12 protein-coding genes are annotated in these 13,644 nt (G+C 70.3%); 4 read left to right on the top strand and 8 right to left on the bottom strand.

Annotation, left to right across the window (positions count from 1 at the left end; translation table 11 throughout):
• Positions 1-371 precede the first annotated feature (371 nt).
• From ACQ0O7_RS13245 to ACQ0O7_RS13265, 5 genes are all read right to left on the bottom strand, one after another.
• The gene (locus tag ACQ0O7_RS13245; RefSeq protein ID WP_430782323.1) at positions 372-1,583 is read right to left on the bottom strand and encodes a TniQ family protein; all 1,212 of its coding nucleotides are present in this window, start codon (positions 1,581-1,583) and stop codon (positions 372-374) included.
• Positions 1,580-2,494: a TniB family NTP-binding protein gene (locus ACQ0O7_RS13250; protein WP_430782324.1), complete on the bottom strand. Its 915-nt coding sequence runs from the start codon at positions 2,492-2,494 to the stop codon at positions 1,580-1,582. The genes ACQ0O7_RS13245 and ACQ0O7_RS13250 overlap by 4 nt, the downstream gene beginning before the upstream one ends.
• Positions 2,488-4,173, bottom strand: a complete 1,686-nt coding sequence (locus ACQ0O7_RS13255; RefSeq protein ID WP_430782325.1) for a Mu transposase C-terminal domain-containing protein — start codon at positions 4,171-4,173, stop codon at positions 2,488-2,490. Before ACQ0O7_RS13255 ends, ACQ0O7_RS13250 begins: the two co-directional genes overlap by 7 nt.
• A gap of 216 nt (positions 4,174-4,389) precedes the next feature.
• Positions 4,390-6,024, bottom strand: a complete 1,635-nt coding sequence (locus tag ACQ0O7_RS13260; protein WP_430782326.1) for a hypothetical protein — start codon at positions 6,022-6,024, stop codon at positions 4,390-4,392.
• A 237-nt stretch (positions 6,025-6,261) separates the two neighbouring features.
• On the bottom strand, positions 6,262-9,312 hold the full coding sequence (locus tag ACQ0O7_RS13265) for a Tn3 family transposase (protein ID WP_430782327.1): 3,051 nt from the start codon (positions 9,310-9,312) through the stop codon (positions 6,262-6,264).
• 220 nt (positions 9,313-9,532) lie between these two features.
• Between ACQ0O7_RS13265 and ACQ0O7_RS13270 the strand changes: the two genes are divergently transcribed.
• Positions 9,533-9,862, top strand: a complete 330-nt coding sequence (locus ACQ0O7_RS13270) for a hypothetical protein (protein WP_430782328.1) — start codon at positions 9,533-9,535, stop codon at positions 9,860-9,862.
• Here the strand turns inward: ACQ0O7_RS13270 and ACQ0O7_RS13275 are convergent.
• The 3 genes from ACQ0O7_RS13275 to ACQ0O7_RS13285 all read right to left on the bottom strand — a co-directional run bounded on the left by ACQ0O7_RS13275 (position 9,807) and on the right by ACQ0O7_RS13285 (position 12,543).
• Positions 9,807-10,646 (bottom strand): RDD family protein, encoded by an 840-nt coding sequence (locus ACQ0O7_RS13275; protein ID WP_430782329.1) that lies wholly within the window; start codon positions 10,644-10,646, stop codon positions 9,807-9,809. The genes ACQ0O7_RS13270 and ACQ0O7_RS13275 overlap by 56 nt on opposite strands.
• 148 nt (positions 10,647-10,794) lie before the next feature.
• Positions 10,795-11,022, bottom strand: a complete 228-nt coding sequence (locus ACQ0O7_RS13280; RefSeq protein ID WP_430782330.1) for a hypothetical protein — start codon at positions 11,020-11,022, stop codon at positions 10,795-10,797.
• 102 nt (positions 11,023-11,124) lie between these two features.
• Entirely contained in the window at positions 11,125-12,543 is a 1,419-nt protein-coding gene (locus ACQ0O7_RS13285) for a hypothetical protein (protein ID WP_430782331.1), read from the bottom strand.
• Positions 12,544-12,589: 46 nt separating this feature from the next.
• Between ACQ0O7_RS13285 and ACQ0O7_RS13290 the strand changes: the two genes are divergently transcribed.
• The 3 genes from ACQ0O7_RS13290 to ACQ0O7_RS13300 all read left to right on the top strand — a co-directional run bounded on the left by ACQ0O7_RS13290 (position 12,590) and on the right by ACQ0O7_RS13300 (position 13,639).
• Positions 12,590-12,814 (top strand): hypothetical protein, encoded by a 225-nt coding sequence (locus ACQ0O7_RS13290; protein ID WP_430782332.1) that lies wholly within the window; start codon positions 12,590-12,592, stop codon positions 12,812-12,814.
• A gap of 394 nt (positions 12,815-13,208) precedes the next feature.
• Positions 13,209-13,430 (top strand): hypothetical protein, encoded by a 222-nt coding sequence (locus ACQ0O7_RS13295; protein ID WP_430782333.1) that lies wholly within the window; start codon positions 13,209-13,211, stop codon positions 13,428-13,430.
• A 56-nt stretch (positions 13,431-13,486) separates the two neighbouring features.
• Complete coding sequence (locus ACQ0O7_RS13300) at positions 13,487-13,639, top strand: hypothetical protein (RefSeq protein ID WP_430782334.1); 153 nt, start codon at positions 13,487-13,489, stop codon at positions 13,637-13,639.
• The last annotated feature ends 5 nt before the right edge of the window (positions 13,640-13,644 follow it).

The raw sequence follows: 13,644 nt of genomic DNA on the forward strand, positions 1-13,644 counted from the left end.
ACCAAAGTCTACATTTGGCGCACCAGGACCCAGCTCTATCAACCGCTTGACATCGGCTGCCACGGCTTGGTGTATGGGTGTCTTCGCTGGTCAACCACTTCTCGGACCCCCTGACAATGGATGTCGAAACATCTTCGTGGTCTCGGACGAGTCCACTTCGAGAAGGGGAGCCTGTTGTCCAACTCCAATGCACGCGGCCTCTGGCTGGCGATCACCGTACTCTCGGCCGTCCTTATTGGTACGGCGGGTGGGCTACTCGCTTGGATCGGGGGCTTGAATCCGCCGACGGCAATCCTCACCGGCGGAGGCACGTTCGCCGGCACCGTTCTGCTCGTTCTCACGATGCTGCGCTTCACGACCGGAGCCGTGGACTAATCGCCGTACGACGCACGCCACCCGTTCAGCACCCGGTCCAGTTCTGCGGTGCCCGGCAGGAACTCGGCCGGGACGCCGTTGTCCTGCAAGAAGGCGATCTCTCGTTCCCATACATCCCGGCGGCGGCTGCCCATCGTGAGCAGCCCCAGCAGCTGTCGAGCACCACCGGGTACGGTCCGGGCCTCGTCGAGCGCGGCCTCCGCCGCGGCGGTGAGATCGGGCCACGCGGTGCCGTGTGGCGCCAGCGGGTCACCGGCATACGCCCACCGCGACGGAATCGGTTGGATTGCGGGTCCGAGGACGCCGCGGGCGGTGATCCGACCGGCGGCGGCCAGCTGCAACGCGACCGCCGCGGCGTTCAGCATCGTCTCCTGGGCGGGCCACCCCATCTGCTCGTACGGCTTCCAGGTGCCCATACCGGCTCGGACCGGTTGCCCGACGGTCTCCCAGATCAGTTTCAGCATGCGGCCTCCGACCTGGCCGGCGGTACTCGGTGACAGGCTCAGCTCGTGCAGCAGCGTGCGGAGCAGCCGGAACCACACGCCGGCGTGGATGTCGCGACCCGGCAGGTTGACCCTGCCGGTGAGCAGCGCCTGTTGGGTGTAGCGGTCCAGGGCAGCCAGCGGCTCGGCCACTGGCACCGGGTCCGGCGGCCGACCGTGCAAGGCGATCGCGATGTCGACGGTGACGGCGTCCTCCAGCCGGCAGCCGTGCTCGCCACAGCTGACCATCAGCGGGAGCCGGCCGATCAGCGCCCGGCCTCGACCAGGCAGGACGGCGCAAAGTGGGCAGGCCCGGTTCATCCAATGCCGCGGCAGCCACGGCCCACGCCAGAACCGGTACCTTCTCAGCCCGTTCCCGATACTGGTGCGCGGCGCGAGCAGCACCGAGTGAGCTCGGACGTAGTTGTCGAACGAGGTCTGCCGGTCCGGCGCGTCGAGGGTGTCCAGCAGCCACGGCCGCCAGCCGGCCAGGGTCGTCGCCTGGATCTGGGCGAGGTCGACGCCGGTCCGGTCGGCCAGCGCGGTGAGCATGGCCGCGGGCGGGTTGTGGTCGAGGTCGTCGGGCACGGTGAAGCCGACCAGGCCGAGGTTGTCGGCAAGCAGGCTGGCCACCGGCAGGTGGTAGAGCTCGGCGAGGCGGGCGAGCCACGACGACAGCGCTTCCAGCGAGCCGGGCGGCGGGTGCAGCGGCCACCGCGGTGTCACACCAGTTCTCGCTCGAACAGCCGGCGCCGTTCGGTGGGCCCGAGGTAGGAGGCCAGCAGCAGGGTGCGCTGGTTGATGGCCTCCTCGCCGGAGTCGATCGCCGCGATCGCGGCGTCGGTGAGCAGCCGGGTCAGCTCGCCGATCGTGCCCTCGCTGCGGGTCAGCAGGTAGCGCGCCATCTCCTCGGTCGCGATCGGCGATGGCCGGCGCAGCGGGAACGAGGCGGCGAAGCTGGCCAGCAGCGAGCGCGCCTCGGCGCCGGGCTGCCACGGCGGCAGCGGAAACGGCTCGAACCGGTTCTCCAGCTGGTCGTCGGAGCGGATCGCCAGGTACGCCTCCCGGGTGCCGACGCCGACCAGCGGGATCCGCAGCTCGTTGCCGAGGAACCGGATCAGGTTGAGGAACTCACGGCGCACGTCGCCGCGGCCGGCGAGGACGTTATGCAGCTCGTCGACGACCAGCATCCGCACGCCGGTGGCGCGTAGCACCGCCAGGGCGACCTGCTCAAGGTCGGCCAGGCGCTGCCGGGGCCGCAGCGGGGCGCCGAGCGCGGCGAGCACCGCGACGTAGAAGCGGATCACCGACGGCTCGGACGGCATCTGCACCACCAGCACCGGGATCTCCTCGCGGTCCGGGTGCGAGATCGGCGGGTGCAGGCGCCGGAACTTCTCCACGATCATCGACTTGCCGTTGTTGGTCGGGCCGATTAGCAGTAGGTTCGGCATCCGCTGCCGGGCCGGCCACCCCAGCAGTTCTTCCAGCCGGTCCACTGCTGAGGCCGCGCGGGAGTAGCCGATCCACCGTTCGGCGCGCGCGTGCCGCAGCCGTTCTTCGCCCGGCAGCAGCGCCACCGGCCGGGCACCGGGATGCAGATGGTCCAGGTCCATGGCCTCCTCGCCGGGGCTCACCATTCCTCGATCACCGCGAACGGCTCCGCGACGGCCACCGATCCGGCAGGCTCCGGCGGCGGCACGACGCTGCCCGGCGCCGAGGCCCGGGCCACCGGGACTGCGGCCCGGCGCTGGACATCCCGGCGGGCCCGGCGGGTGGTCGCCGCGGCGGTGTCGGTGATCGTGCGCATCTGCTCGACCATCCGGAACAGGGCGGTCTCGTCGACCTGGGCGCGGCCCTGCTCGCGCAGCCGGGCGACGGCGGCCTGCTGTTCCCACAGGGTGACCGGAGGGTGGGCCAGCGTCCGGTACGGCACCTCCAGATAGACGCCGCCGTCCGGGTCGAGCACCCAGATCCGGCTCAGGTCGCGCGGGTCGCGGCGCAGCACGAACCGGTCGAGGCGGTCACGGCGGGCGATCCACGGCTTAAGCGCGTCGCTAAAGTACCGCACGTGATCGATGACGAACCCGGTCCGGGTCAACGTCCGGCGGATCACCGGCAGGAAGTCCACCAGGAACGCCGTCTCGCCGGTCACCGTGATCGGCCGAGTCTTCGCGGTCCCGGCGGCCCAGACCGCGGCCGGGGTCTGCCCGAGCGTGGAGTGCACCTGCCCGTGGTAGGAGGCCACCGCCAGGGCCAACCATCGCTCCAGTTCCCCGACGGTGAGCACCGCCTTGCCGTCGGAGTCGTACTCGCCGCGCTGGCGCGGGTTGGAGAACGTGGTGCCCGGCAGTTCGTGAACCAGCTGCATCATCGTGCCGATGACCCGCTCGACGATCCCGCCGAAGTGCGGCAGGCCCGGTGGCCGCCACTTCACCTTGATGCCGTGCTGCTCGCAGCCGCGGCGCAGCGCCTCGCCCCGGAACTCGGCCGCGTTGTCGACGTAGATCTCCAGCGGCTTGCCGCTCATCGGCCACACCGCGGCCACGCCGAGCCGTTCCAGCCAGTCCCGCTTGTCGAGCACCGCGTGCGTCAGGCACAACCCGACCGACAGCGTCGACGGCGCCTCCAGGGTCACGACCATGCCGACCACGCAGCGGCTGAATACGTCGATCGCCGCGGTGAGGTATGGCCGGCCGATCGGTAGCCGGTGCCGGTCGTCGACCACGATCAGGTCCACCGGAGTGTGGTCCATCTGGACCTGCTGCAGGATCGCGGTCACCGGTGGCGGCTCGCCACCGGCGGCCTGCAACGCCCGCGCTGCGTCCGGGCCCTGCCGGGCGGTCGTGGTGGCCACCGGGTCCAGCCGCGCGGCCCGCCGAGCGAGGGTGCCCCGCGAAGGCACCCGCAGGCCCTGGACGCGGCATCGGCGGGCGACCTCCCGGTGCACTGCCGCCAGCGATCGGCGCTGCCGGGACACGTACTTACTACGCAGCACCTCGCGCATCACCGTCTCGACCGGTTCCGGCAGTAGCTCGCGGCCGCGGCCGGCACTGGATCGGCCCGGGACCAGGTCCGACGCCAGACCAGAACCCGCCCTCCACCGGGCCAGCATCGCGTACACCTGCCGCCGCGACACCCCCAGCTCCACCGCGGCCGCATCCGCAGCCACGTGCCCAACCGTGGCGCCGGTGGCCAGGCGGCCGATCACCTCGGCCCGGCGCACCGCCAGGTCCCAGACCTCTGCGGGCGCGGTCAGCACACCCCGCTCAAGTAGCGCCGGCTCATCGACCATGCCCAGGCCCTCACTGTCGTGCACAGGAGTACGGAGCAAATCAACCGTAGTGCACACGAGTCCAGGTCAGCGGAAAGTTCACACTCCCGTGCACGGCTCCTGGTCACGACCATCGGCTCGTGCAGAGAAGCTCGGACTCCGACACCGGTGGACGATCCTCAAACGGAACACCGTGATCCCGGGCTTGGTTGCCTTTGAATGCTTGGTGCGGCCCATGATCACGGGCCGCACCGAGCAGGACTACTCCGGCGGTGGCAGGGCGGTCATCGAACAGTCGAGCACCCGGCCGTCCAGGGTGCCGATGGCAAGCCGGTTCGCTCCCGCGCATGCGAGTGAGAGCGGAACGACTCGGTGGCCGTTCACCAGTAGCTGCTGCCGTCCCTGCACCGCGCCGTCCTCGGCGCGCAGGATGACCAGCTCCCCCGAGTTGAACGCGACGTAGACGAAGTCGCCGTCCACGTCGAGTGCGGTGGCCTGATGCTCAGCCGTGAACACCCATTGCGGCTCGCCCGTCGGATACGCGCGGCGTGCCACGAAAGCGTTCCCGGGCAGCAGCCCAGCGCCGTCGTGAACGGCGCCGGCGTGGACGACGGCCGGGCCCGCACGGTCGTTGAGGTAGGCGCCACAGCCACCGAACAGATGCCCGCCGCGCGACGAATCCCACTCGAGCGGGAACAGCCGCCGTACCCGCGTGCGCGGCGCGTCGACGGCGACCACCCATTTATCCTGATGGGGTTCATCGCCCAGACCCTGAAGAAGCAGCAGGTCGGGGGCGTACCGGATGTCGAAGTAGTGATTGAACAGGTCGTAACGTCCCAACTGGACCCTGCGCCCGTGCGTACCGGCCGGGTCGACGAGCGTGACCCGGCCTGCCCGCGCCGAAGTGTCGCGCAGCGCCCACCGGCCGTCCGCCCGGGACACCATGACCACGCGGGAGGCCTCCTGGCGGGTCGCCCGGACGGCACCGTCGTTCAGGCCGATCTCCACCACGACACTCGGTTCGTATGTCCATCGGCCGGCGTGGTAGCTGCCTGTGGTCTGCGTCAATGCCAGCGCCGTTCGTCCGCCCGGCAGCACGATCACTTGGCAGCCGGTGCCGTCGGTGGGCACCCGCCAGGCACAGTCTTGAGACGTCGGTGTCCAGCACTCCAGAGCGACTCTTTCGAGTGCAGCGAGAACACGACCGTCGGCGAGGGCCTGCACCGCCCAAACTTCGCGGCGGGGCGTCCACGCGAGTCCTCGTTGCGTACACAACTGTTCGATGACAGCGGCAGCGACAGCCGGATCCGTTCGAGATTCGTCCGCGTGTGGCTCTTCGCCGTAGGGCATTTGCAGCATGCCCGTGGTGGCCCGGTCCCAGTCGTCGCGCCGGATGGTGCAGGCCAGAGCCGTGGTGCCGAACGTCTTCTTGTCCTCGTCGCAGGGGATGGCCAGCACCAGCGCGAGAGTCTCCGGATCCTGCCAAGTGAGTCGGCGAACCTCCCGGGGATGTTCCAGCAGCGACACGGTAGCGCCGGTGGAGAGGTCCAACAGGAGCAGTTCGCCTTCGTAGGCCCATCCGCCGTCGTACGCGCCGGTGCCGATCGCCAACAACGGCAGGGTGGGATGGAAGGCGAGCGCGTTGGCCGGCCAGCGCGTAGTTACCTGGAACAAGCAGGTGAGATCGCCGGTGCGGTAGACCGCAGACCGATGCCAACCCGGGTCCGGCTGCGATCGGCGAGAGACGTCACGACCGTGCCATTGTGGCCGGAAAAATGCCCCGCCGACCGCGATGAGCGCTCCATCGGGCGAGGTCGTAGTGACGCGCGGCTGGCCGATCTCGCAGAACGGGCCAGCACCCAGCACCCGGTCCACCCGGGCTTCGAACACGCTCACCGGATACCGGCAGGCTCGATTCTTTTGATCATGGGGAGATCTTGCCGTCGCGGACCCCAGAGAGCAAGCCATCAAATGTTGTGGTCGCCGTTCGTGACTGGTGACGTGCACGGCTTCCTGCCACGGAGTGCAGCCCTGGCAACGGACGATTGACGGCCAAGCGCGGCCAAGACGTCGACGAGCGTCGGAGTAGACCGCAGCGCGGTCACCGGGGCAGGGTCGTCATGACGACCCGGGTCATTCCGCGGCCGCAGCATCGGGATCCCGAAGGGGCCGACGCGCACCGCCTAGATCGGGAGCGGCGAACGTGTAGTGGCCATGGACGTTTATGTGGGCGTACATGTACGGCGAGAGCCGGGCCACATCGGCGTCCAACACCGGGAACCCGTCGCCGCGTAGCCGGTCGAGGATCGCGTCCAGATAGGCGGTGTTCCATAACGTGACGCAGTTGATCACCAGGCCGAGGGCGCCGAGCTGATCCTCCATGCCCGCGTGATACGGCTCCCGCAGCTCACCGCGGCGGCCGTGGAAGACGTACTTGCCCAGGCCGTGGCGCCCTTCTTGCAGGTTACGCATCCGTTTGATCGCCCGCCTATACGACTCGGCGTCGACGTACGACAAAACGTGCAGGGTCTTGAAGATCCGGCCGAAGTGCGCGAGGGCCTGCCCGAGCTGGGTCGGGTTCCCGCTGTGCTGCAGCATCCGCATCGCGTCACACGCCGACACCGCCCCGCTGTGCACCGAGGCGACCAGGCGCAGGACGTCCGGCCAGTGCTGACGCACCCGGGCCAGGTCGATCCGGCCCCGGGCGGTGCCATCGAGCATTCCGTAGTCGGCGGACGGGTTGATCCGCCACAGCTTCTGATCCGGCAGGTCGGCCAGCTCCGGCCGATACTGCACCCCCAACAGCTTGAGCAGCCCGAACACCATGTCGGTGTAAGAGCCGGTATCCGAAATGAGCACCTGAGGCTGGCGGCCGCCGTCCCGGCGATACAGCAGATCAACCGCGTTCAGCGAATCCCGGGGCGTGCCGGAGACCACCATGCCCGCCGTCCCGGCGCCCTGATCGTTGATCAGGTTGAGATAGGTGGCACCCTTGCGCCGGCCGAAGTACTTCGGGTTCGGCCGCGCGTGCAGGGATCGGACCGGGACCACGAACCGGGTGCCGTCCACCGCGGCGACCAGGCCGCCACCCCAGCAGGCGGCCGTGGCCAGCCCGGCCTGTCCGTCGATCAGCCACCGGTTAGCCGCCGCGTGGTTCTCGGCGCACACATAGTTCTGGTAGACGTGGCTGATCCGGCCGCGGGTCAACGCCGGCACCTTCGGCGAGATCACCGAGGTCCAGCCGATGTTGAGCGCCTGCGCGGTCAGCACCGCCGCGAGGGTGGTCGGCAGGCCGTCCATCCGCGCCCCGCCCCCTCCGATGTGGGTGTAGGCGTCCACGAACCCCGGATACCAGCCCATCACCTCCATGACGAGCTCACCGATGTCGACCCGCGGCATCATCTTCTGACTGCGGTCCCGCAACGCCGCCAGGGTGTCCGGCTCGGCGACCGCTTTGAGCGCGGCGGCGTGCAGCCGGCCGTCCGCGCCGACGGTGATCTCCCCGGCCGCGGCCCGCCCGGCCATGTGCCGCCACACCCCGTCCAGCTCGGTCGCGCATTCCTGCAGCAGGTCATCGGGGTCTTCGGGCAGGTCCAGGGACTCCAGCATGATCTCCCGCTTGGCCTGCCACTGCTCACCGTCGAGCAGCTGCGAGCGCGGGTCGGCCCACCGCGACGACGCCGCGGCGAAGATGTCCCGCCGTTTGAGCCGGGTGTGGAACTGCGACAGCACGCAGAACGTGTATCCGGCCCGGTCCACCGTTCCTGGTGGCCGGCCCTCGGTGAACACCTGCTTGCGCCATCCGGCCGGCACCACCTCGACATCGGCCAGTCTCGCGTCCAGGAACCCGGTCGGTACCCGCTTGCTGGGCCGCGCCTCCAGCAGGTCGGGCAGCCCTTTCAACGCGATCAGCACCCGGGCGGCGTCGGCGGTCGCCCCGAACTCGATCGTCTCGGCCAAGGCCCGCACGAACTTCTTCGCCACCGGGAAGCGGGCGCACAGTGCAGCCTGCCACTCCTGCTCCGGATCCAAACCGGGCGGCGCCACCTCGTGGATCAGCGCGACCGCCGCCCGCAACTCCGCACGCGGCACCACGTCCTCGATCAGATCCCAAATCCGGTCGATGGGCATGTCCTGCTCGGCCTCGGTGGCCGTCAGCAGCACCTCGACCGCGGCGGCCAGCTTGCCGGCCTCCCGCGACACCCGCGGATACCGCTTGGCCTGGTCCTTGGCCGACTGCCGCTGCGCGCGGGCCAGCAGCTGGGTGGTCATCACCACGTCGAACAGTTCCAAGGCGTCGTCAGTGGCCTTGCCTTCCAGATACGCGACCGTGGCCAGCAGAGTCGCCACCCGCTTGGCGTACGGCTGACGCTTACGTAACGCCGTCGCGTTCGCCGTCATCCCCGCCCGGGCCAGATCCACCACCCGCCGCTGCGGCACCACCGACAGATCCAGCCCGCCCAAACCGATCCCGGCCACCTCTGCCACCCGGTTCAACGCCTTCACCAGCGCCAGCGCCGTATCCCCGGTCGGCTCCCGCCGCAGCCACTCCAAAGCCGAGATCCGCTGCCCGTCCGGGACCTCCACCAAGTTCAGCAGCAGTACCGCCTGTTCGGCGGTGACCAGTTCCAGCAGCGTCTCCCACAACCGCAGATGCGCCTGTCCGACCAGCCGGGTCAGCGACTCCAACGCCGGCAGCAGCACCCGCCGCTGTCGTAACCACGGCACCGCCCGGTCGAAGATCGCCTTACGGCCCTCCCCGGTTGTCCAAGCCCGCCGATCTATCCACCGCGTCAACTCGTCGGTGACCTGCGCGAACTCCTGCCACCCATCCGCGGTCTGGATCTCCCAGCGGTGCTCGAACCGGGTCATCTCCCGCATCATGTAATCGCGCACCACACCCGGCCGGCGGATCCCCAACTGCGCGGCCAGATACTCCAGCACCGCCTCCGGCACAGCGAGCGGATCGTCCAGGAACGTCCCCAGAAACCGCACCGTGGTCAGCTGCAACGAGAACCCCAACCGGTTCGCCGCCCCGCGACGGCCCCGGACCAGCTTCAGATCGACGTCGTCCAGCAGGAAGAACCGCTCCAGATCCTCAAGGACGGGCGTCCCCACGAAACGCCCGTACGCCTCGACCTGGCCAGCAGTAAGAAATCGTCCCTCATTACCATCGTCTGACATCGATGGCCAACATAGGGGCGAGGCAACCGTGATCACAGTCCCGCCAACGGGTGACCAACAAGGGCCGCACCCGGACGGCGACTACCCGCCGCAGGGCCTCTGACCAGCCTTACCGCTAGTTTTCACAAGATCGTCAGTCGAGGGCCGAGATCGCCCGGATCGCCGACGTGTGGGACAACAACACCGGGCCGCGGTACGGGCTGGCCGGCATCCGGCCGCTGTGCAGCGCAACCACCTGGCCTGGCTGCACATCCGCCGGATCCGGTACCCGGGCCTGGTCGGCCGGGTGCCCCTGGAAGACCTGTGTGACGTGCTCGACGGCCGTCGTGACGATCTGCCCGCCGATCGCAGCACCGGCCTCGGGGACCGGTTGCCCGACGGTGCCCGGCCCACCCTGGTCAGCTGGGCCGACGATGCTCCGGCCGTGCTGGTCAACTACGCCCTGCCGGACGAACGCCGGGTGGAGTCGGCCAGCTGGGCGGGTGACGCGGTGATCAGTGGCGGCTGTTCGGCGGGATCTCCCCGAACCCTGGCAGTACACGCTGGGTGACACTCCGGGTGGCGGCCAGCTGGGCGGCCGACCGGCGGCGGCGCTCGGCCAGCACCGCCACCAGGAACAGCCACGGGGCGGTGCCCGGCGGCGGGGCGGGGGAGACCTTCGCGGCCACCTCGTGGAACAGGCTCTGGCCCAGCACCGACCGGTACGGTTCGGCGAACTGGTGGGACCGGGCCGCGAACTGCCGGATCGCCTCGGCCAGCTCGTCGTCCACCGCCGACAGGTCGGCGGTGGCCGCCCAGTCGTTGAGGCCGGCCGGCATGCCCGGCACCAGATTCCACGGCACCGGGCGGCGCTCGTGCACCACCAGAGTGCCGGCGGCCAGGTCACCGAGACGCCGGCCACGCCGGGACGCGATCATCGTGGTCAGGCTGCCCGCCCAGGTGACCAGCGGCATCAGCAGGCCCGGCCACTCCACGGCCAGGCCGATCAGGGCACGGGTGAACGCGTGCCGGGCCCGGATCGGGCCGCCGTCCTCCCGGATCACCCGCAGGCCCATGATGGCCTTGCCGAGGCTCCGGCCGTTGGTGAGCGTCTCCAGGGCGGTCGGATAGCCGACGACCACAATCGCGATCACGATCAGCCGTACGGTGTCCGGCAGCAGCACGTTGCTGTACTCGAACGGCAGGAACTGGAGGACCACGAAGTACAGCAGGTACAGGAAACCGCCGATGAGGAACTGGATCGCGATGTCGACCATGAGCGCGAGCGCCCGCGACCCCAGACGGGCGGGCCGGACATCGATCTCAACGGCTTCGGCGGTGGTGAGCACCCGCACAGTCAACACCAGAGGCGGGCGCCCGCCTACGGAGGCCGGGATAGTTGGGCTCAGCTGCGCGCGTTGCTGCACGGGTGTTCGGTCCCGTCGGGGCGTGGCTGCCGTTCGTGTGGGTTCGGCGGCAGGTTCACCACCGGGCGGGCCACGGTCACTGATCGGGCTCGGTCAGGGCCTCGGCCAATAGCTCAGCCGTGTCCGGTGGGCCACGATAGCCGGTGGTGACCGAGACGGTGAGTTGCTGCCGGGCGTCCGCGGAGTGGTACGACCACGTGTGGTAGCCGTGAAACCCGCCGGTGTTGCCCCACCGGGTGCGGCCGTCCGGCAGGGTGTGCCGGTTGATGCCGAGTACCGTCGGCGCCAGCCGCCCGGACAGCACCGCGGCATAGAACAGGTTCAGGTCCCGGCCGGTGGAGATGATGCCGCCGGCCGCCCACGCCGGGTCCGCGTTGCAGGTCCAGCAGGCGCTGGATGCGGGCGTTCACTGGCCGCCCCGCCCCAGGGTGCGGCCGGCGCCGGCGACGACAGTGGTCGCCAGGATCCAGCCGGCCGCCATCAGGGTCAACGCGACCGCCTTGTCCACACCGGCCGGGTCGAACGCCCGGTCGTGCCCCAGGTCCAGCAGCGGCACCAGCATGTCCAGGCTGTACAGGAACGGATCCCAGGTGGGCGCCTCGTCGGCTTTCACCGCCCGCAGCGGCCCCGACCGGGCGAACCAGCCGGTCCCGGCGGCCACCACCAGCAGCAGCCAGAGCAGGGCGCGTCCCGGCCGGTACCCGAATCCGATCCCGGCGTCCTGCACCGCACCCCACAGGGCACCCGCCCAGCCCATGGCCCGGTGGCGGCGGCGTTCCCGGACCACCCGTACCCGCCGGGCCTCCTGCTCCCGGCCGTCCCGGGACAGTGCCGCGGCCAGCTGGTCGTAGGGTCCGGGCGCCGACCCGGTCACGTGCCGGGCCATCCAGGTGAGCCGCTGCCGCACCGTCCAGCCGGTGGTGTCCTCGGAGCGCCGGCTGAGCCGCTCGTAGGTGAGCCCGTCCAGTTCGATCCGGCACCCGGCCGGCCAGTTCACCGGATCGTCGACGAGCCGCCCCACTTTGGCGTCCCGCAGGCTGATGACCCCGGTGGATGCGGCTGCCGGCCGTAGCGTCAACAGCCGGGCCTGCGCTTCGATGAGCAGCAGCGAGTGACCGTCGTCCCGGCCGTACAACATGGTGTTCTGGAAGGTGACGGCCCCGGTGACCTGCGCGCCGACCAGATGGATCGCCCCCTCGGCAACCAGATCATGACCGAAGATCGCACCCCCGACCACCAGCCCACCCCCGGTGATCGCCGTCCCGGTGCGCGGATCCACCCCGACAGTGGCCCGGCTCAGGTCGAGGTTGACCCCGATCCGGGCACCGGCCAGCCGCAGCCCCGCCCCCACCCGGGCATCCCGCAGATGCACCCCACCACCGACTTCGGCCCGTTGCAGATAGACAGTCCCGCCGACAGTGCTGCGGTCGAGTTCGACGGTGCCCCCGATCCGGGCCGGCAGCAGCCACACGTCCCCACCGACCCGGGCGTCCCGCACCCCCAGATCCCCGGCGATACGCACCCCATCCCCCTCCAGCCCGTCCAGCGTGCACCCGTCCAGGTTCACCGACACCAGATCGGCGTGATCGAGCCGAAGCCGCCCGTCGAACACACAGCCCCGAATCCGAACCGGCATCTCGATCCGCACCCCGGTCAGATCGACATCCCCACTGATCCGGGCATCGGCCAGATCCAGCCGTCCACCCCCGTCGCGCAGCAGCCCCACCAGAAACCCACCGTCGACGACACTCCCACCGGCCCGAACCGGCGCCCCCGCCCGAAACGCCCGCCGAATCCGCCGCCCGATCCCCACACCCATAGTCACCCACCGATCAAACCACCCGGCAGCGCCTCCGATAACCTGTGACGCCGTGACGCTCCCGGTGTTCGTTCTCGACCCTGGTGCGGCGTCTCAGGTGGCCGACCGTTACGCCACCCTGCTGGCCCGGCACCGGCTGCGCGACGCGTTCGCGGAGGTGTTCGGCCACCCGGTGACCAAGACCGGGGCCACACTGGTCAGCGGCGGGTGTTCTTCGGCGACGCTCCGGCCGACCTCGCCGCGGCCCGGGCCACCGGCACCCGGTTCGTCGCCCTGAACCCGACGCCCGAGCTGGCCGAAGCCGTGCCGGACCACATCGACGATTTCCGGGATGTCGCCCGCCTCACGGTAGGTGAGGTTCAAAGGCTTTTGGGGGTACGCCTATGAAGGCTCGGTTCCCTACACCGCGAGGCAGGTGGCCCGCCCGGACCGCACAGCGACCGCCGGGCGTGAGCGTTGCCTCACCGTCACCCCGGGGGCCGTGCCTGCCCCGGCAAGAGCCTGAGCCCACTGTCGTGTTGTCGAGGCGGAGGTCCCGGTGGACCAGGGCATCGCCGGCTGTCCAGTCCTCCCATCCGGCTGCCACCGCGACCGCCGGCCCCGCATGAGTGGCCTCCCAGTCGTCACCGGTGCCGAGCGCGAGCAGGCGCGTCCAGCCGTCGAAGTCGTAGATGCGCTCGGCAACGGGTGGCAGAGCGCTGGGTGCCGGGTGCGCGCTCGCCGCCCGGCAGGCGTTGGCGACAGCCACGATCGACGTGTCGGTCCATGACGTTCCGGTCGTCCCAGCGGCCCAGGTGGTCACCAGGACCGCCCACGGCCCGTATTCGACGGTGGCGAGACGTCGGGGCGCCGGCACCGACGACGGCAGGACGTCCAAGACCGCGGCTTCCTGAAGGATCATCCGGTGGTTGTGCGCCCGGACCTCCGCGGACACGGCTTTGACAAAAACATGGCGGCCATCAGCGAGGCGAAGACCGGCGGCCGGGCCGGGCGACATGCCGGCGTGCAGGTCGGTGTGGCCGGTGACCGCGGCGCCGAGCGCCTCGGCAACGGCCGTACGCACCGGTTCCGGGGTTTGCGGCCCATGCGGCCCGGGGTGTGAATGTC

It is taken from the genome of Actinoplanes sp. G11-F43 (assembly GCF_050589265.1).
GTDB lineage: Bacteria > Actinomycetota > Actinomycetes > Mycobacteriales > Micromonosporaceae > Actinoplanes.

Excerpts from the sequence above, each read along its gene's own strand:
- ACQ0O7_RS13250 (WP_430782324.1), bottom strand. The coding sequence starts at position 2,494 with ATGGTGAGCCCCGGCGAGGAGGCCATGGACCTGGACCATCTGCATCCC.
- ACQ0O7_RS13295 (WP_430782333.1), top strand. The coding sequence starts at position 13,209 with ATGCGCTCGGCAACGGGTGGCAGAGCGCTGGGTGCCGGGTGCGCGCTC.
- ACQ0O7_RS13300 (WP_430782334.1), top strand. The coding sequence starts at position 13,487 with ATGGCGGCCATCAGCGAGGCGAAGACCGGCGGCCGGGCCGGGCGACAT.
- ACQ0O7_RS13265 (WP_430782327.1), bottom strand. The coding sequence starts at position 9,312 with ATGTCAGACGATGGTAATGAGGGACGATTTCTTACTGCTGGCCAGGTC.